The following is a 17,238-nucleotide window of genomic DNA, read 5'->3' as shown; positions in this document are numbered from 1 at the left end:
AGAGCGTTTTGCTTACTTTTGCGCTTTTCAAAAGTGAGCCGCTGTAAAAGCGGAACCACTAGCAGCCGTTACCGCAGAAACGGATATGTACTCAATCTGATCCAACATCCTGGTCGGCCCAGAGGCCGCCATCGGGGGCAAGCCCCCTCCCACATTTGGACCTCGGAGCGTCAGGTAGATACGCTTTAGCTCCCTCGCCAAAGGTGCGGTGTCGCACCGAAATTGTGTAGATGCCTATGGCCATCGGGGGCAAGCCCCCTACCACATTGTTTTGTGCCCTCTCGCTTAACTCCTACACTTCTTAATCATGTGGCATCACGCCACAGGCTTGGCCGTGCGCGCCATTGACCCGCATCAAGACAAACGGCGTCGGGCCGACGCTTGACAACCCCAGGTCGTAAACGTATGTTTCAAACACCTGTTTGACCGCCATCATCCTTTCACGCGGTTGTTCATCCCAGATACATCAGCAGAGGTTTATCGCTATGCCTGACTACAAGGCCCCCTTGCGTGATATTCGCTTCGTTCGTGACGAACTGCTCGGTTATGAAGCGCACTATCAGAGCCTGCCGGCTTGCCAGGACGCTACCCCGGACATGGTTGACGCCATTCTCGAAGAAGGCGCCAAGTTCTGTGAGCAAGTGCTGGCGCCGCTGAACCGCGTGGGTGACATCGAAGGGTGTACCTGGAGCGAGTCAGGCGTTAAAACCCCTGCCGGTTTCAAAGAAGCCTACAAACAGTTCGTCGAAGGCGGCTGGCCAAGCCTGGCCCATGACGTGGAGCACGGTGGCCAAGGCCTGCCGGAGTCCCTGGGCCTTGCCGTGAGTGAAATGGTCGGCGAAGCCAACTGGTCGTGGGGCATGTACCCAGGCCTGTCCCACGGCGCGATGAACACTATTTCCGAGCACGGCACGCCGGAGCAGCAAGAGGCCTACCTGACCAAGCTGGTGTCGGGCGAGTGGACCGGCACCATGTGCCTGACCGAGCCGCACTGCGGCACCGACCTGGGCATGCTGCGCACCAAGGCCGAACCTCAGGCTGACGGTTCCTACAAAGTCTCCGGCACCAAGATCTTCATCTCGGCCGGTGAGCACGACATGGCCGACAACATCGTCCACATCGTACTGGCGCGCCTGCCGGATGCACCGGCCGGTACCAAGGGTATCTCGCTGTTTATCGTGCCCAAATTCCTGCCCAACGCCGATGGTTCGATCGGTGAGCGCAACGCGGTGACCTGTGGCTCCCTGGAGCACAAGATGGGCATCCACGGCAACGCCACCTGCGTGATGAACTTCGACGCGGCCACCGGTTACCTGATCGGCCCGGCGAACAAAGGCCTGAATTGCATGTTCACCTTCATGAACACCGCTCGCCTGGGGACCGCGCTGCAAGGCCTGGCCCACGCCGAGATCGGTTTCCAGGGTGGCCTGAAATATGCGCGTGACCGCCTGCAAATGCGTTCCCTGACCGGCCCGAAAGCGCCGGAAAAAGCCGCCGACCCGATCATCGTGCACCCTGACGTGCGCCGCATGCTGCTGACCATGAAAGCCTTCGCCGAAGGCAACCGTGCGATGGTGTACTTCACCGCCAAGCAAGTGGACATCGTCAAGTACGGCACCGATGACGAAGCCAAGAAACAGGCCGATGGCCTGCTGGCCTTCATGACCCCGATCGCCAAGGCGTTCATGACCGAAGTCGGTTTCGAGTCCGCCAACCACGGCGTACAGATCTACGGCGGTCACGGCTTCATCGCCGAGTGGGGCATGGAGCAGAACGTTCGCGACAGCCGCATTTCGATGCTGTACGAAGGCACCACCGGTATCCAGGCCCTCGACCTGCTCGGCCGTAAAGTGCTGATGACCCAGGGCGAAGCGCTCAAGGGTTTCACCAAGATCGTGCACAAGTTCTGCCAGGCCAACGAAGGCAACGAAGCCGTCAAGGAATTCGTTGCACCGCTGGCGGCGCTGAACAAAGAGTGGGGCGAGTTGACCATGAAGGTCGGCATGGCTGCGATGAAAGACCGTGAAGAAGTCGGTGCCGCCTCGGTGGACTACCTGATGTACTCCGGCTACGCATGCCTGGCTTATTTCTGGGCCGACATGGCGCGCCTGGCTGCCGAGAAACTGGCCGCCGGCACCAGCGAAGAGGCGTTCTACACCGCCAAGCTGCAGACCGCGCGCTTCTACTTCCAGCGCATCCTGCCGCGTACCCGCACCCATGTAGCGACCATGCTGTCGGGCGCCAAAAACCTGATGGACATGAAAGAAGAAGACTTCGGCCTGGCTTACTAAGCCTTACCGGGTTCAGAAAAACCGCTTCCTTCCGGGGAAGCGGTTTTTTTTGTGTGTGCAAAGGCCGCTGACCAAGCATTGAAATGCGGTGAATGTGGGAGGGGACTTGCTCCCGATTGCGGTATGTCAGCTACACGATTCGGCGGCTGTCACACTGCAATCGGGAGCAAGCCCCCTCCCACATGCGTTCTGTGCCGATCCGAAAAATGCGCGCTGACGCTAAGGCTTTAATGAAGCGTGCCGTTACAGTGATGGCAATGTGATACAGGTCGGACGGGTTGTGTTTAACTGGCTGTGTAGAAGCACCATGCCATTACTTTTTGCGGGTCGGAGTTCTACCCTTGTTACGCGTGTCCGCTGTGCGGTTCAGTCATTTCCTACCCTCGTTGCTGCTGTTGATGGCTGGGCTCTCGGCTGCTTATCTCAAGGACCTCAACGTTTTCTTCACCTCGCTGTTCAACGTGCTGCCGACCCTGGTGCTGTTGCTCGGCGGAGCGTACTGCGCGGTGTATCGGCGCCAGCGTGAGTTGTTCCTGATGGTCACGGTGTACGTCGTCTATTTCCTGCTGGACACCCAGACCGATTTCTACCGCGACAATGGTCGCGTGCGCGAAGACGCCGCCGTCGTGTTTCACCTGTGCTGCCTGCTGCTGCCGTTGCTGTTCAGCGTGTACGCGCTGTGGCAGGAAAAGACTCACCTGTTCCGTGACTTCGTCGCACGTTGCGCGGTGCTGTTGGCCGTCGGCAGCGTGGCGTTTGCGCTGGAGCAACGTTACCCACAGGGCGTGCTGGACTGGTTGGCCGAGATTCGCTGGCCGGCGCTGCATGGCGCGTGGATGAGCTTGATCCAGCTTTCATACCCGATGTTTCTGATTGGCTTTATCACCCTGGCCGCCCAGTACTGGTATCAGCCGCGCCCGCTGCACGCTGCGCAATTGGTGGGGTTGCTGGGGATGTTCTGGATGCTGCCGCAAACCTTCATCCTGCCGTTTACGCTCAACATCATGTGCAGCCAGGTGATGCTGATGATCGCTGCCGGTGTGGCGCATGAGGCGTATCAAATGGCCTTTCGCGATGAGCTGACCGGCTTGCCGGGCCGCCGCGCCCTGAACGAACGCATGCAGCGGCTGGGGCGCAACTATGTGTTGGCGATGAGCGATGTGGACCACTTCAAGCGTTTCAACGATACCCACGGCCATGACGTGGGCGACCAGGTGTTGCGCCTGGTGGCGAGCAAACTGTCCAAGGTCAGCGGCGGCGGGCGCGCCTACCGTTACGGCGGTGAAGAGTTCGCCGTGGTGTTTGCCGGCAAGAGCCTGGATGAATGCCTGCCGCACCTGGAGGCGATCCGCGAAAGCATAGCCACCTATGCGATCAAGTTGCGCAACCCGGACCGCCCCAATGACGACCATCAAGGTCGCCAGCGTCGGGCCGCCAGTGGTGCGTCCAGTGTGTCGGTGACGGTCAGCATCGGCGTGGCCGAACGTCAGGCCGAGCAGCGTAGTCCTGAAGAAGTGCTCAAGTGCGCCGATCAGGCGCTCTATGCCGCCAAGGGCGCCGGGCGCAATTGCGTGATCGCGGCCGGGCAGAACCGTCGCGGCGCCGTGCGCATGGAAAGCGCTGCCGGTTGAGTAATGGCGCTGTATTCAGCAGCGCTACAGTGATTGTTCGCGGCGTTGGCCGGCAGTAGGTTGAGTCCATCTGCCGCCGGAGACATCGCCATGCCTGAGTACAAAGCTCCCCTGCGCGACATGCGCTTTCTGATCGATAACGTGTTCGATTTCCATGGTCACTACGCGGCCCTGGGCGCGACGGACGCCAGCCCCGACATGGTCAGTGCGATTCTCGAAGAAGGCGCGAAGTTCTGCGAAAACGTCCTCGCGCCGCTCAATCGTAGCGGCGACGAGGAAGGCTGCCATTTTGACAATGGCGTCGTGACCACGCCCAAGGGTTTCAAGCAAGCCTTCGCCCAGTACGTCGAAGGCGGCTGGCACGGCGTGGCGGCGGACCCGGCCTACGGCGGCCAGGGGTTGCCGCAGTCCCTCGGGCTGGTGCTGAGCGAGATGATCGGCTCCAGCAATACGTCCTGGGGCATGTACCCGGGCCTGACCCACGGCGCAATGTCGGCGATTCACGCCCACGGCACCGACGAACAGAAAGCCACGTACCTGCACAAACTCACCGCCGGCGAGTGGACCGGCACCATGTGCCTGACCGAAGCCCACTGCGGCACCGACCTGGGTTTGATCAAGACTCGCGCCGTTCCCCAGGCCGATGGCAGTTATGCGCTCACCGGCAGCAAGATCTTCATCTCGGCCGGTGAGCACGACATGAGTGCCAATATCATCCATCTGGTGCTGGCCAAGCTGCCGGATGCACCGGCGGGGACCAAAGGCATCTCGTTGTTCATCGTGCCCAAGTTTCATGCCGATTCCGGCGAACGCAACGCCGTGCAGTGCGGCTCCATCGAACACAAGATGGGCATCAAGGCTTCGGCCACCTGTGTGCTGAACTTCGACGGCGCCAGGGGTTTCCTGATTGGCGAAGCCAACAAAGGCCTCAACTGCATGTTCACCATGATGAACCACGCGCGCCTGGGCACCGGGATGCAGGGGCTGTGCAATGGCGAGGCAAGCTTTCAGGGCGCGATCAAATATGCCGGGGAGCGCCTGCAAATGCGCTCGCTGACCGGCGCCAAGTCCCCGGACAAACCCGCCGACCCGATCATCGTGCATGCTGATGTACGTCGCATGTTGCTGACCATGAAAGCCTTCAACGAGGGCAACCGTGCGCTGACCTACTTCACCGCCCAGTTGCTCGACACCGCGCACTTGAGCCGCGACGCCGCCCAGCGCCAGGAGGCCGAGGACCTGTTGGCCTTCCTCACGCCGATCTGCAAAGCCTTCATGACCGAAACCGGGCTGGAGGTGACCAACCACGGTATGCAAGTGTTCGGCGGCCATGGCTATATTCGCGAGTGGGGCATGGAGCAACTGGCGCGTGATGCGCGGATTGCGCCGATCTACGAAGGCACCAACGGCATCCAGGCGCTCGATCTGCTGGGGCGCAAGGTGCTGGGCAGCCAGGGCAAGTTGCTGCGCGGCTTTACCAGAATCGTGCATAAGTTCTGTGCCGCCAATGCCGAACATCCGCAACTCAAGGCCCATGTCGAACAGCTCAATCAGTTGAACCAGCAATGGGGCGAGCTGACGCTGAAGGTCGGTACGGCGGCGATGAGCAATCCCGACGAAGTGGGAGCGGCGGCCATGGACTACCTGATGTACAGCGGCTACATCATCCTCGCCTACCTGTGGTTGCGCATGGCGATTGCGGCGCAGGCGCACGACGACCCAGGCTTTGCCCAGGCCAAGCAGGCGACGTGTGACTTTTATTTCAAGCGCCTGTTACCGCGCACCACGGTGCACAGGGCTGCCGTGGAGGCGGGCAGCGAATGCCTGATGAGCCTGCCGGCGCAGGCATTTGCATTGTAAACGTGCGGCAACAGCCTGGTTCGTGACTTACAAATACTTGTCGGTCACGAACGGACCCTATGTGTCTTAAAAGTTGTTCGGGTACACTCGGAGCCTGTAAAACCGATCCTATCGAATCACTTTTCACGTTCTCACGAGGTTTGCCATGGCTGATTACAAAGCGCCGTTGCGTGATATGCGCTTCGTCCTCAACGAAGTTTTTGACGTCGCCACCACCTGGGCGCAGTTGCCTGCCCTGGCAGACACGGTTGACGCCGAAACCGTTGAAGCCATCCTCGAAGAGGCCGGCAAGGTCACCGCCAAGTCCATCGCGCCGTTAAGCCGTGGCGGTGATGAGCAAGGCTGCCGCTGGGTGGACGGTGCCGTCAGCACGCCGGACGGTTTCCCACAGGCTTACGCGACCTATGCCGAAGGTGGCTGGGTGGGCGTCGGCGGCGATCCGGTGTATGGCGGTATGGGCATGCCCAAGGCGGTGTCGGCGCAGGTCGAGGAGATGATCAACTCGTCCAGCCTGGCGTTCGGCCTGTACCCGATGTTGACCTCGGGCGCTTGCGTGTCGATCAATACCCACGCCAGCGACGAACTCAAGGCCACCTACCTGCCGAAGATGTATTCCGGCGAATGGGCCGGTTCCATGTGCCTGACCGAAGCCCATGCTGGTACCGACCTGGGCATGATTCGCACCAAGGCCGAGCCGCAGGCGGATGGTTCCTACAAAGTCAGCGGCACCAAGATTTTCATTACCGGCGGTGAACACGACCTGACCGAAAACATCATCCACTTGGTGTTGGCCAAGCTGCCGGATGCGCCGGCGGGGCCCAAGGGCATTTCGCTGTTCCTGGTCCCCAAGTTCATGGTGAACGCCGACGGCAGCCTCGGTGCCCGCAACCCGGTGACCTGCGGCTCGATCGAACACAAGATGGGCATCCAGGCCTCCGCGACGTGCGTGATGAACTTCGACGAAGCCGTCGGCTACCTCGTCGGTGAGCCCAACCGTGGCTTGGCGGCGATGTTCACCATGATGAACTACGAGCGCCTGGGGGTAGGTATCCAGGGCCTGGCTTCCGGCGAGCGCTCCTATCAGAACGCGATTGAATATGCCCGAGATCGGGTGCAGAGCCGTTCGCCATTGGGCGCCCAAGCCAAGGATAAACCGGCCGATCCGATCATCGTGCACCCGGACGTGCGCCGCATGCTGCTGACCATGAAGGCGGCGAACGAGGGCGGTCGTGCGTTCTCCACCTATGTGGCCACGCAGTTGGACATCGCCAAATTCAGCGAAGACGCTGCTGCCCGTGAGCGCGCCGACAACCTGGTGGCGCTGCTGACGCCGGTCGCCAAGGCGTTTCTCAGCGACCTGGGCCTGGAAACCACCGTGCTCGGCCAGCAAGTGTTCGGTGGCCACGGCTACATTCGCGAGTGGGGTCAGGAGCAATTGGTGCGTGACGTGCGCATCACCCAGATCTACGAAGGCACCAACGGTATCCAGGCACTGGATTTGATGGGGCGCAAGATTGTCGGCAGCGGTGGCGCGTTCTACACCTTGTTCGCCGATGAGATCCGCCAGTTCATCGCCAGTGCCGGCGCGCAACTGGGCGAGTTCACCCGCCCGCTCGGCGCGGCGGTGGACAACCTGGATGAATTGACCGCCTGGGTGCTGGACCGTGCCAAAACCAATCCGAATGAAATCGGCGCGGCATCGGTGGAATACCTGCACGCGTTTGGTTACATGGCGTATGCCTATATGTGGGCACGCATGGCCAAGGCCGCGTTGGGCAAAGAGACCGAAGACGATTTCTATGCCAGCAAGCTGGGCACGGCGCGCTTTTACTTTGCGCGCCTGTTGCCGCGTATTCATTCGTTGAGCGCGTCGGTGAAGGCCGGTAGCGAGTCGCTGTTCCTGATGGATGAAGCACTGTTCTAGGGGCGAAGCGTGCGTGTAAGCAATCTCTTACATGACGTGCTGCTAATCGTCCTCTATCGCCAAATTGGATCCACGGATAATCTACTTCACATGGACGTCGCGCAGGAAGCGCAAAGCAACAACACGGACACGTAGGATTCTGCCAGGATGGCGGAGTGAAATGGATGTCAGGGAAACAGTCTGCAAAGCCCCGCTTCGGCGGGGTTTTCTTTTGCCCGCGAAAAAGTCAGGCGCCTGCCTGCGGGGCATTCATCACGTCTTCAAGCAACGTGCGCAGCAACGCCACCGTCGCTTGCTGGCGCTGCACGTCACGGCACACCAAACCGACTTTCAACGGCACCCTGGGTTCGCTCAAGGGTTTCCATAGCAGCGACTGGCTGTTGTGTTCGTCCTGGGAACGCCCCGGCAACACAGTGGCCAACTGCGTATGAGGCAGGCTGTCGAGAATCCCCGCCATGGTATTAAGCTCGGCCTGCACCTGCGGGCGTCGGCCCAGATTGGCCAACTGACCCTGCCAGATCTGCCGTACCTGGAATTCTTCCCCCAGCAGCAACATCGGCAACTCCGCTGCCTGTTTCAGCGAGACCTTCTTGAATTCCCGCAAGGGATGTTGCTCAGGGATGACCACCTTCAATTCGTCCTCGTACAACAACACGCCATGCAGGCCCGGTTGGCGGGGTGGCAGGTAGCTGATGCCGATGTCCAGCGAGCCGTTGAGCAGCCGCCGCTCGATCTCAAGCCCGGTCAATTCGTAGATCTGCACGACCAGGTGCGGTTGAGCCTTGCGCACCCGCTCGAGCATTTGCGGCACCAGGCTGGTGTGCACGGTTTGCAGCACACCGATGGCCAAGGTGCGCATCGCCTGGCCCTTGAAGTTACGCAACGCCTCCACGGCTTGCTGCATGCCGTCGATCAGGGGCAAGGCGTGGTTGTACAGCGTGTGTGCGGCGAGTGTGGGGAGCAGGCGCTTGCTGCTGCGTTCGAACAGGCTCACGTCGAGGTTCTGCTCCAGTTGGCGAACCTGCTGCGATAATGCCGGCTGGGAGATCGACAGACGCTCTGCGGCACGCCCTACGTGGCCTTCCTCATAAACCGCGACGAAATAACGCAGTTGCTTGAAATCCATAAGATTTGCTTATCGAAAAAGCTGGAAAATCGAAATGGCCGTTGGCCTCCGAGCGGCCTAGTCTAGCGCCTATTCGCAGGGCTTACAGGGCCGAATCGGGCAATGACTCACGTTTTTGGTAATGGCGTTTACATAGGCAAGACAAAACACCGCGTCGCGCTGTTGGTACCCGACACCTACCCAGGTGCGGTTGCTATCGGGGCTGAACTGTGAACCTGTTCCGGCGTCCGGCGCCCAGTCTTGACGACCTGGTACTTCATGCTCAGCCTGATGATTTTTCCAACCAATGCCTGATGCCCACTGTCGCGCGTCCCTGCGAGGTGTTCGTCCAGGGTCAAGGCGCCTGGCTTTCGGACAGTAACGGCCGTGCCTACCTGGATTTCAGCCAGGGCGGCGGCGCCAACAGCCTCGGCCATAGCCCACAAGCGGTGCGCGACGCCATCACCGAACAGATGCAAACCGTGATCAACCCGGGCATGGGCTTGTACAACCGGGCGCAGCTCGACCTGGTTGATCGCCTGTGCCATCACACCGGCAGCGATCAGGCCTACCTGCTCAACAGCGGCGCCCAGGCCTGCGAAGCCGCAATCAAACTGGCGCGCAAATGGGGCCAACTGCATCGCGGCGGCGCTTATCACATCATTACGGTGAGCAACGGCTGCCACGGCCAGAGCTTCGCCGCGATGTCGGCTTCGGCCGTTGCCTGGGAAAACCGTTTCGAGCCGCAATTGCCGGGTTTCAGTCACGTACCTTTCAACGATCTGCCGGCTTTGCACGCCGCCGTCGATGCGCATACCGTCGCCATCATGCTGGAGCCGATCCAAAGCGCCGCCGGTGTCATCCCTGCGACCGAACACTACCTCAAGGGCGTCGAACGTCTGTGCCGCGAACTGGGCATCCTGTTGATTCTCGATGATGTGCAAACCGGGATCGGCCGCTGCGGCAGTCTGCTCGCCGAGCAGCAATATGGCATTCGCGCCGACATCATTACCCTCGGCAAAGGCCTGGGTGGTGGCGTGCCGCTGGCGGCGTTGCTGGCACGCGGCACCGCCTGTTGCTTCGAAACGGGCGAGCTGGACGGTACCCATCACGGCAATGCGCTGATGGCCGCAGCGGGGATCGCGGTGCTCGAGGCCGTGTTGACCGACGGCTTTCTCGAACACGTACGCGAATCCGGCCTCTACCTGGCAGAAGGCCTTACCCGCCTGGCCTACCGTTACGAGCATGGGCAACTGCGCGGCAACGGACTGATATGGGGCCTGACGCTGTCGGACGATTGCGCGGCTGCGGTGGTAAAGGCCGCGCTGCACGAAGGTCTGATCCTCACGGCTGCGCAGCCGGATTGTCTGCGTTTCACCCCCGCCCTGAACATCAGCAAGAACCACATTGACGAAATGCTCCTGCGCCTGGCCCGTGCCTTCTCTCGGGTACGCACCGCCCAACTGCAATGCCGCAAGGGCATTGCCGTCTGACCCCATTTTCTGAACCGTCTCGCGGGATACGCGGCGCCTCCAGCCTGATTCTTTTGGCTGGGGGCGTTTTTTTGCGTGCGTAATTTTTGGATTGAAAAGGTTGCTTGTGCGTCGTTGGAAACAATGGCTTTTTAGCGGGCTTCGGCAAGGAATGTCGATGGGGGCGCCCAACGCCCTCTTCTAATCTATACCACCGAGTGGTATGTTTTCGAGAAGGATTTTCATGAAGCTCAGATTGTTCAAAACTCGGAATTTTGCGAAAGCAGCCAGCAAAGCTTGGATAAGCGATTCTGAGCTAAAAGAAGCATTCAGCGATTTGCTGAACGGGCAGGCTGAAAATTTGGGCGGCGGCGTTTGGAAGAAGCGGCTGAACCAAAATCGCCATCGCTCCATTGTCCTGGCTAAAGGCAGGCACTACTGGGTCTACCAATTGCTGTTCGCCAAGCAGAGTCAGAGCAATATCAGTCAGCGTGAACTGGATGGCTTTCGGTTGCTGGCCAAGCTCTACGAAGACTTAAACCATGTCCAGATTCAGCAATTGCTGGATTTAAAAGAGTTTGTGGAGATACATCATGACCAGGAAATATAAAAGTGAGGCGCTTGAGTCTATTCACCAGTCCGCCGAAGCGCTTTATACAATTGGCGCCATCAGCAAAACCACGCTTCGTGAGTTCGACGAAACGTGTCTAGCAACGGTGCCTGCACATATGCCAGCCGAGCAGATCAAACACTTGCGTGAAAGCAGCCACGTCAGCCAGCCCGTGTTCGCGCGCTACCTGAACACCAGCGCATCGACTGTTAAGCAGTGGGAGTCCGGCGAAAAACAACCCAGCGGCATGGCGCTCAAGTTGTTGAGCATTGTTCAAAAGCATGGCCTGCAGATTCTGGCATGAGATGGCCCAATGCCAGAAACCACTGAACCCTCACGAAGCGCCAATGTCGATTAGCTACACGGCTCACACGAGCCGATTTTCTGGAGCTGACCCATGGACATCATTCGTATCATCATCGCCATTCTGCTGCCGCCACTGGGTGTGTTCCTGCAAGTAGGATTTGGCGGCGCATTCTGGCTGAACATCCTGCTGACCCTGTGCGGTTACTTCCCCGGCATCATTCACGCCGTGTACATCATCGCCAAGCGCTGAGGCCCTCAGCCTTTTGCGATGAGGCGTGAATTGCGCTCATTGCGAAACGCCAGCTGTTCAATGGTCTGGGTGGCATGTTCGGCTTCTTCCCGCGCTTGCAGGATGATGCCGTGCTGCTCGGACTTGCTGCACACCGGGTCTGCGTTACTCGCATCCCCGGTGAGCATGAAAGCCTGGCAGCGGCAGCCGCCGAAGTCCTTTTCCTTCTCATCGCATGAACGGCACGGCTCGGGCATCCAGTCGTAGCCGCGAAAGCGGTTGAAACCGAACGAGTCGTACCAGATGTGCTGCATGCTGTGGTCGCGCACATTGGGAAACTGCACCGGCATCTGTCGGGCACCATGACAGGGCAGGGCGGTACCGTCCGGCGTGACTGTCAGGAAAATACTGCCCCAGCCATTCATGCAGGCTTTCGGACGTTCTTCGTAGTAATCCGGCGTGACAAAAATCAACTTGCACGGGTGGCCTTCGGCTTCGAGCCTCGCGCGGTATTCGTTGGTGATGCGTTCGGCGCGCACCAGTTGTTCCCGGGTCGGCAATAACCCCACACGGTTGAGCTGTGCCCAGCCGTAGAACTGGCAAGTGGCAAGCTCGACAAAGTCCGCCTCAAGCGCGATACACAGCTCGATAATGCGGTCGATCTTGTCGATGTTATGCCGGTGGGTGACGAAGTTCAGCACCATCGGGTAACCGTGGGCTTTTACCGCGCGGGCCATTTCGAGTTTTTGCGCGAAGGCTTTCTTCGAACCGGCCAGCAGGTTGTTGACCTGTTCGTCGCTGGCCTGGAAGCTGATCTGGATATGGTCCAGGCCGGCCTTTTTGAAGTCGCTGATCTTCTGTTCGGTCAGGCCGATGCCGGAGGTGATCAGGTTGGTGTAGAAACCGAGCTTGCGCGCCTCGCCGATCAGCTCGGCCAGGTCCTGGCGCACCAGCGGTTCACCGCCGGAAAACCCAAGCTGCGCGGCGCCCATCTCGCGGGCCTCGCGAAATACCTTGATCCACTGTTCGGTGCTCAACTCCTTGCCCTGCTCGGCAAAATCCAGCGGGTTGGAACAGTACGGGCACTGCAGCGGGCAGCGGTAAGTCAGCTCGGCGAGCAGCCAGAGCGGCAGGCCGATAGCGGGTTTTTCAGGCAAGGGTGATCCAGTGCTCGGCACGGGCGACCTCCATGAATTGCTCGATGTCATCACCGAGTTCCGGCACGCCGGGGAATTGCTGGTCCAGCTCGGCGATGATGGCGGCCACGTCGCGCTCGCCGTCAATCAGTCCACCAATCAGCGCGGCGCTGTCGTTGAGTTTGATCATGCCTTCCGGGTAGAGCAGCACATGGCCTTTCTGTGCGGGCTCGTACTGATAGCGATAGCCTGGGCGCCAAGTCGGTTTTTTGCTGCGATCAAAACTCATAGGGTGATCCCTTTATGCCAGACCCGCTCTGCGGTCACGCTGTGGTACGGCGGGCGGTTCAGTTCGTAGGCCATGCTCATGGCGTCGAGCATGCTCCACAGGATGTCCAGTTTGAACTGGAGAATTTCCAGCATGCGCTCCTGGCCTTCACGGGTGGTGTAATGCTGCAGGGTGATCGCCAACCCGTGTTCCACGTCGCGACGGGCCTGGCCCAGCCGGGTGCGGAAGTATTCATAGCCGGTCGGGTCGATCCACGGGTAATGCTGCGGCCAGCTGTCGAGGCGCGACTGGTGGATCTGCGGCGCGAACAGTTCGGTCAACGAGCTGCTGGCGGCCTCTTGCCAGCTGGCGCGGCGGGCGAAGTTGACGTAGGCATCCACCGCAAAGCGTACGCCGGGCAGCACCAGTTCCTGGGAGCGCAGTTGGTCGGGATCGAGGCCAACGGCCTGGCCCAGGCGCAGCCAGGCTTCGATGCCGCCGTCTTCTCCGGGCGCGCCATCGTGATCGAGCAGGCGCTGGATCCATTCACGGCGGATTTCCCGGTCCGGGCAGTTGGCCAGGATCGCGGCGTCCTTCAGGGGAATGTTCACCTGATAGTAGAAGCGGTTGGCGACCCAGCCCTGGATCTGTTCGCGGGTGGCGCGGCCGTCGTACATCGCCACATGGTAGGGGTGGTGGATGTGGTAGAAGGCGCCTTTGGCGCGCAGGGCCTGTTCGAATGCTTCAGGGGTCATCGGTGTATCAGTCATCTGAGGTCTCCTACAACTCAATGCTCATGCCGTCGTAGGCTACTTCGACATTTCGCCGCACCAGCTCGGCTCGCTCGGGGGAGTCTTCATCGAGGATCGGGTTGGTGTTGTTGATGTGGATAAGCACTTTGCGCTGCTTTGGCAACTGTTCCAGCACTTCGAGCATACCGCCAGGACCGTTCTGCGCCAGGTGGCCCATTTCGCGGCCGGTGCGGTTGCCGACGCCACGGCGCTGCATTTCGTCGTCGTCCCACATCGTGCCGTCCACCAGCAGGCAGTCGCTGCCGGCCATGATCTCCAGCAGCGGCGCGTCGACCTTGCCCAGGCCTGGGGCGTAGAACAGTTTGCCGCCGGTGCGCAGGTCTTCGACGATCAGGCCGATGTTGTCGCCCGGGTGCGGGTCGAAGCGATGCGGCGAATAAGGCGGCGCCGCGCTGCGCAGCGGCAGCGGGGTGAAGCGCAGGTTGGGGCACGCCTTGATGGTGAAGCTGGCGTCCAGCTCGATACGGTTCCAGGCCAGGCCGCCGTTCCAGTGAGTGAGCATGGTGAACAGTGGGAAGCCGGTACTCAGGTCTTCATGGACCATATCGGTGCACCACACCTGGTGCGGGCAGCCCTCGCGCAGGCTCAGCAGGCCGGTAGTGTGGTCGATCTGGCTGTCCATCAGGATGATCGCGCCGATGCCCGTGTCACGCAGGGCGCGGCCCGGTTGCATCGGCGCAAACCCCTGCAACTGCGCGCGGATATCCGGCGACGCATTGCACAGCACCCAGTTCACACCATCGTCGGAAATCGCAATGGACGACTGGGTACGCGCCTGGGCCCGCAGGCTGCCATCACGAAAACCTGCGCAGTTCACGCAGTTGCAGTTCCACTGCGGGAAGCCACCGCCGGCGGCGGAACCTAGAATCTGGACAAACATGATCGCTCCATCAGCAAAGCTCAAAACAAAAACGCCCCGGGCGAACCGAGGCGTTGTAGTACCCAGCGAATTAACGGCTGGCGAAGTACATGGTGACTTCGAAACCGATGCGCAGATCGGTGTAGGCAGGTTTGGACCAGGTCATATTCATACTCCTATCAAGGGATGGGGATGTTCACTACCAAGTAGTACATATAGTCCACCTCCCATGGGAGATGTTCAGATATTGCGTGTGAATATTACGCAATTCTTTTCGAGTTAGCGCTGTCTTGAAAGAAAAAGCCTGTTGCAGGGTTGGCAACGATCAATCGGCCGAGTGCCACGCCCGTAGGGGGCACGGCCCGTTGGCGAGGCAACGCCAGCCGCCTGTGGCGTCGTTCAGCTGTTGAGCGGCGCGCTGTACATCTTGCCGCGAGCAGGTTTGTATCAAATCTTGTAATTGCTCCAGGTAGTCCGATGGGCGACCCGCCAGGTGCGCGTGCCACAGCAAATCGGCGGCTTGGGTGATAGGCAGTGACTGGACCCTGAATTGCTGCGCCAGAGCCTCGTTACCCATGTCGGCGCTGCGCTCGATCAATGACGGCAGTTGTGCCAGAAAGGTCTGCACCTGTTCGACGATTTCATCCAGGGAAGCGCTGGGGGACTGCACGCCGAACAGCAGGCCGGTTTGCCCATTGAGCTGTCGGATGCCGCTGAAAACCGCGTAGCCGATTTGTAGTTCAACGCGCAGGCGCTGATAGAACGGCCCTTGCAGCAGATGACCGAGCAAGCGCCAGGCGGCTTCATCGCTCAGGGCCTGGGTGGGTGTCGGGCAGAACAGCAACAGCGCTGCTTCGCCGGAATCGGTGTTTATCTCATGCCAGAGACGCTGGTCCTGGAGATTTTCAGGCGGATACTGAAGCGGTGCAGGTTGCCCAGGCAGTCGTGCCGAGGCGGTTTTGATGGCCGCTTCACAGGCTGCCGGTAAACCTGCGCCCAGCCCATGCCAACGCGCGGTGGCCCATGAGACAGGGGTTGCCTGGGACGTTGGCTGAACACCGGCACAGCAACCGGGCAATGCCTTGAGCAGTTCGCGGATGGCGATCATCGGTGCCGAGGGCGGTGGCGGCAGATGTTCATCGGCAGTGGTCAAGCAGTGCGCCAGCGCTTCGAGCACGGCGGGCATGGGCTCGTGGACGCCAAGCATTTTTACCTGCCAGTCATTGGCGATGGTTTCGAAACACAACTCGACACCCGCCTGAGCGGCACGCTCGCGCAGCGGCTGCAACAGGTTTTCTAGACCGGCAGGCACGCCGCAGTCAAATCGCCAGCGCAGGTACAGCGCGCCTTCGTCAGTGTCATTGGCCATGGCCTGGCTGAATGTCAGCGCCGACAGGTCCCGTCGTCCCCGTGAACGATCCTGGGCGAACGTGCGCAAGCCACGGTGGGCGCTGGTCTGGCCGCGAATCAAGCCGGCCCGTTCTTCCTTGACGGGCGGGCGCAGGAACGGGTTATTCGGTGGAAGCTGCCACCCGCGCGTGGCAGGCGGCAGGTGCAAGGCGTCGAGCATGGCCTTGAGGGCTGCGAGGCTTTGCTCCGATAACTCTTCGGTGTCGTTGCGTGCCAGCGCCAGGGCGCCCTGGACCTGCTGCTGGCGCGCAGTGAGCAAGGCGAACTCTTCGCGTAACGGCGCCCAGTCGCTGTGTGCGAAAAAACTCAGCCAGTCGTACAACAGCGCCTCGATCTGTGTGGTCGAGTCGCTTTGGATGTCGAGGGTAAAGTCGATATCCAGCACGGCCTGTCCGCCAAAGTGATACGGCACCGAGGCGTGCACTGCCGTTGCCAGGCGTCGATCCTTGAGTTCAGCGAGCAAGCCGCCCGGCGCCGCACTGTTGAGCCAGGTACAGAGAAACGCCAGCGCTTCGCGCGGTGCATCACAGGTGATGACCTGGTGCAGATGATGATCGGCAGCGTGCTGATAGCCCCGCGCTTGCCCGGCCATCAGCGCCGGTGGCGCAGCCTGGGGATGCAGCGGGCCAGGGCTCAACTGCGTACTGAATCGCTGCGCCAGCGCTTCCAGGTCTTCCTGGGATTGCGGGCCGGCCAGGCTCAATGTCATCTGCCCGCTCTGATAGAAGCGTTGATGAAATTCGCGCAGCGCCTGCTGAAAGGTCTCACGTTCCACTGGCAGGCTGTCGCGATTGCCCGCATGAAAGCCGCGCAGCGGATGATCAGCGGCCAGGCCCTTCAGCAAGGCTACCTGTTGCTGCGCCTTGGCATCCTGAGACCAGGCCACGAACTCCGCATGCAGCACTTCGCGCTCGCGCAGTTGGTCGTCAATGGCCAGGCGAGGGTGCGTCAGCATGTCGGCCAAGCGCACCAGCCCTTCGTCGAAGGTCGACACCGGCAGCTCGAAAAAGAACTCGGTGACGCGCTCCCGGGTGCTGGCATTCACTTGCCCGCCATGACGCTGTACGTAGGCCATCAGCCCTTCGCCTGTAGGAAAACGCTCAGTTCCCAGAAACAACAAGTGCTCTAGAAAATGCGCCAGCCCCGGCCATGCCAACGGCGCGTCATGACTGCCCGCCGCCACGCGTAAAACGGCGGCGCAGCGCTTCAAGCGCGGCGCATGGCGCAGGCAAAGGTGCAGGCCATTGGCCAAAGTCAGGTGCAGAGGGTGAGGGTGAACCGGCGCAGGCATGGGCACTTCCGAAACGGGGCAAGTGCCTATGCTA

Annotated in this window: 15 protein-coding genes; 8 read left to right on the top strand and 7 right to left on the bottom strand. The window is 60.6% G+C overall.

Annotated elements, in window-relative coordinates:
• The first annotated feature begins 485 nt into the window (after positions 1-485).
• From BFP96_RS22835 to BFP96_RS22820, 4 genes are all read left to right on the top strand, one after another.
• Positions 486-2,291 (top strand): phenylacyl-CoA dehydrogenase, encoded by a 1,806-nt coding sequence (locus tag BFP96_RS22835; RefSeq protein ID WP_065885477.1) that lies wholly within the window; start codon positions 486-488, stop codon positions 2,289-2,291.
• A 341-nt stretch (positions 2,292-2,632) separates the two neighbouring features.
• Positions 2,633-3,922, top strand: a complete 1,290-nt coding sequence (locus tag BFP96_RS22830; protein WP_065894135.1) for a GGDEF domain-containing protein — start codon at positions 2,633-2,635, stop codon at positions 3,920-3,922.
• 90 nt (positions 3,923-4,012) lie between these two features.
• Positions 4,013-5,782, top strand: coding sequence for an acyl-CoA dehydrogenase C-terminal domain-containing protein (locus BFP96_RS22825; RefSeq protein WP_065897233.1), 1,770 nt, complete (start codon positions 4,013-4,015; stop codon positions 5,780-5,782).
• 145 nt (positions 5,783-5,927) lie between these two features.
• Positions 5,928-7,706, top strand: a complete 1,779-nt coding sequence (locus BFP96_RS22820; RefSeq protein ID WP_065897238.1) for an acyl-CoA dehydrogenase C-terminal domain-containing protein — start codon at positions 5,928-5,930, stop codon at positions 7,704-7,706.
• 226 nt (positions 7,707-7,932) lie between these two features.
• Here the strand turns inward: BFP96_RS22820 and BFP96_RS22815 are convergent, their stop codons facing one another.
• Positions 7,933-8,832, bottom strand: a complete 900-nt coding sequence (locus tag BFP96_RS22815; RefSeq protein WP_065885481.1) for a LysR family transcriptional regulator — start codon at positions 8,830-8,832, stop codon at positions 7,933-7,935.
• Positions 8,833-9,041: 209 nt separating this feature from the next.
• Between BFP96_RS22815 and BFP96_RS22810 the strand changes: the two genes are divergently transcribed.
• The 4 genes from BFP96_RS22810 to BFP96_RS22795 all read left to right on the top strand — a co-directional run bounded on the left by BFP96_RS22810 (position 9,042) and on the right by BFP96_RS22795 (position 11,449).
• Entirely contained in the window at positions 9,042-10,304 is a 1,263-nt protein-coding gene (locus BFP96_RS22810) for an aspartate aminotransferase family protein (RefSeq protein WP_065937066.1), read from the top strand.
• Between the two features lie 223 nt (positions 10,305-10,527).
• Entirely contained in the window at positions 10,528-10,893 is a 366-nt protein-coding gene (locus BFP96_RS22805) for a type II toxin-antitoxin system RelE/ParE family toxin (protein ID WP_065885483.1), read from the top strand.
• Entirely contained in the window at positions 10,877-11,197 is a 321-nt protein-coding gene (locus tag BFP96_RS22800) for a helix-turn-helix domain-containing protein (protein ID WP_065885484.1), read from the top strand. Before BFP96_RS22805 ends, BFP96_RS22800 begins: the two co-directional genes overlap by 17 nt.
• 93 nt (positions 11,198-11,290) lie before the next feature.
• Entirely contained in the window at positions 11,291-11,449 is a 159-nt protein-coding gene (locus BFP96_RS22795; RefSeq protein WP_003194776.1) for a YqaE/Pmp3 family membrane protein, read from the top strand.
• A 5-nt stretch (positions 11,450-11,454) separates the two neighbouring features.
• On the opposite strand, the gene pqqE is transcribed toward BFP96_RS22795, so the two are convergent.
• From pqqE to pqqF, 6 genes are all read right to left on the bottom strand, one after another.
• Entirely contained in the window at positions 11,455-12,636 is a 1,182-nt protein-coding gene (pqqE, locus tag BFP96_RS22790; RefSeq protein ID WP_065894145.1) for a pyrroloquinoline quinone biosynthesis protein PqqE, read from the bottom strand.
• The gene (pqqD, locus tag BFP96_RS22785; RefSeq protein WP_065885486.1) at positions 12,578-12,853 is read right to left on the bottom strand and encodes a pyrroloquinoline quinone biosynthesis peptide chaperone PqqD; all 276 of its coding nucleotides are present in this window, start codon (positions 12,851-12,853) and stop codon (positions 12,578-12,580) included. The genes pqqE and pqqD overlap by 59 nt, the downstream gene beginning before the upstream one ends.
• Positions 12,850-13,602: a pyrroloquinoline-quinone synthase PqqC gene (gene pqqC / locus BFP96_RS22780; RefSeq protein ID WP_065894147.1), complete on the bottom strand. Its 753-nt coding sequence runs from the start codon at positions 13,600-13,602 to the stop codon at positions 12,850-12,852. The genes pqqD and pqqC overlap by 4 nt, the downstream gene beginning before the upstream one ends.
• A gap of 10 nt (positions 13,603-13,612) precedes the next feature.
• Complete coding sequence (gene pqqB / locus BFP96_RS22775) at positions 13,613-14,524, bottom strand: pyrroloquinoline quinone biosynthesis protein PqqB (RefSeq protein WP_065897240.1); 912 nt, start codon at positions 14,522-14,524, stop codon at positions 13,613-13,615.
• A gap of 70 nt (positions 14,525-14,594) precedes the next feature.
• Positions 14,595-14,669 carry a pyrroloquinoline quinone precursor peptide PqqA gene (pqqA, locus tag BFP96_RS22770; RefSeq protein ID WP_003194766.1) on the bottom strand — a complete coding sequence of 25 codons (75 nt, stop codon included), beginning with the start codon at positions 14,667-14,669 and terminating at the stop codon, positions 14,595-14,597.
• A gap of 159 nt (positions 14,670-14,828) precedes the next feature.
• Entirely contained in the window at positions 14,829-17,204 is a 2,376-nt protein-coding gene (gene pqqF / locus BFP96_RS22765; protein ID WP_065937065.1) for a pyrroloquinoline quinone biosynthesis protein PqqF, read from the bottom strand.
• Between the last annotated feature and the right edge of the window lie 34 nt (positions 17,205-17,238).

Source organism: Pseudomonas sp. 34 E 7 (assembly GCF_900005715.1).
Taxonomy (GTDB): domain Bacteria; phylum Pseudomonadota; class Gammaproteobacteria; order Pseudomonadales; family Pseudomonadaceae; genus Aquipseudomonas; species Aquipseudomonas orientalis_A.
The sequence above is the reverse complement of the archived record's forward strand: the minus strand, read 5'-3'. Positions and strand labels throughout refer to the sequence as shown.

What these genes read in the sequence shown, in the direction of transcription:
- pqqF (WP_065937065.1), bottom strand. Translation starts at nt 17,204, where the DNA reads ATGCCTGCGCCGGTTCACCCTCACCCTCTGCACCTGACTTTGGCCAAT.
- BFP96_RS22815 (WP_065885481.1), bottom strand. Translation starts at nt 8,832, where the DNA reads ATGGATTTCAAGCAACTGCGTTATTTCGTCGCGGTTTATGAGGAAGGC.
- BFP96_RS22820 (WP_065897238.1), top strand. Translation starts at nt 5,928, where the DNA reads ATGGCTGATTACAAAGCGCCGTTGCGTGATATGCGCTTCGTCCTCAAC.
- pqqC (WP_065894147.1), bottom strand. Translation starts at nt 13,602, where the DNA reads ATGACTGATACACCGATGACCCCTGAAGCATTCGAACAGGCCCTGCGC.
- BFP96_RS22800 (WP_065885484.1), top strand. Translation starts at nt 10,877, where the DNA reads ATGACCAGGAAATATAAAAGTGAGGCGCTTGAGTCTATTCACCAGTCC.
- pqqD (WP_065885486.1), bottom strand. Translation starts at nt 12,853, where the DNA reads ATGAGTTTTGATCGCAGCAAAAAACCGACTTGGCGCCCAGGCTATCGC.
- BFP96_RS22805 (WP_065885483.1), top strand. Translation starts at nt 10,528, where the DNA reads ATGAAGCTCAGATTGTTCAAAACTCGGAATTTTGCGAAAGCAGCCAGC.
- BFP96_RS22835 (WP_065885477.1), top strand. Translation starts at nt 486, where the DNA reads ATGCCTGACTACAAGGCCCCCTTGCGTGATATTCGCTTCGTTCGTGAC.
- pqqB (WP_065897240.1), bottom strand. Translation starts at nt 14,524, where the DNA reads ATGTTTGTCCAGATTCTAGGTTCCGCCGCCGGCGGTGGCTTCCCGCAG.
- BFP96_RS22795 (WP_003194776.1), top strand. Translation starts at nt 11,291, where the DNA reads ATGGACATCATTCGTATCATCATCGCCATTCTGCTGCCGCCACTGGGT.
- BFP96_RS22825 (WP_065897233.1), top strand. Translation starts at nt 4,013, where the DNA reads ATGCCTGAGTACAAAGCTCCCCTGCGCGACATGCGCTTTCTGATCGAT.
- pqqE (WP_065894145.1), bottom strand. Translation starts at nt 12,636, where the DNA reads ATGACATCGAGCAATTCATGGAGGTCGCCCGTGCCGAGCACTGGATCA.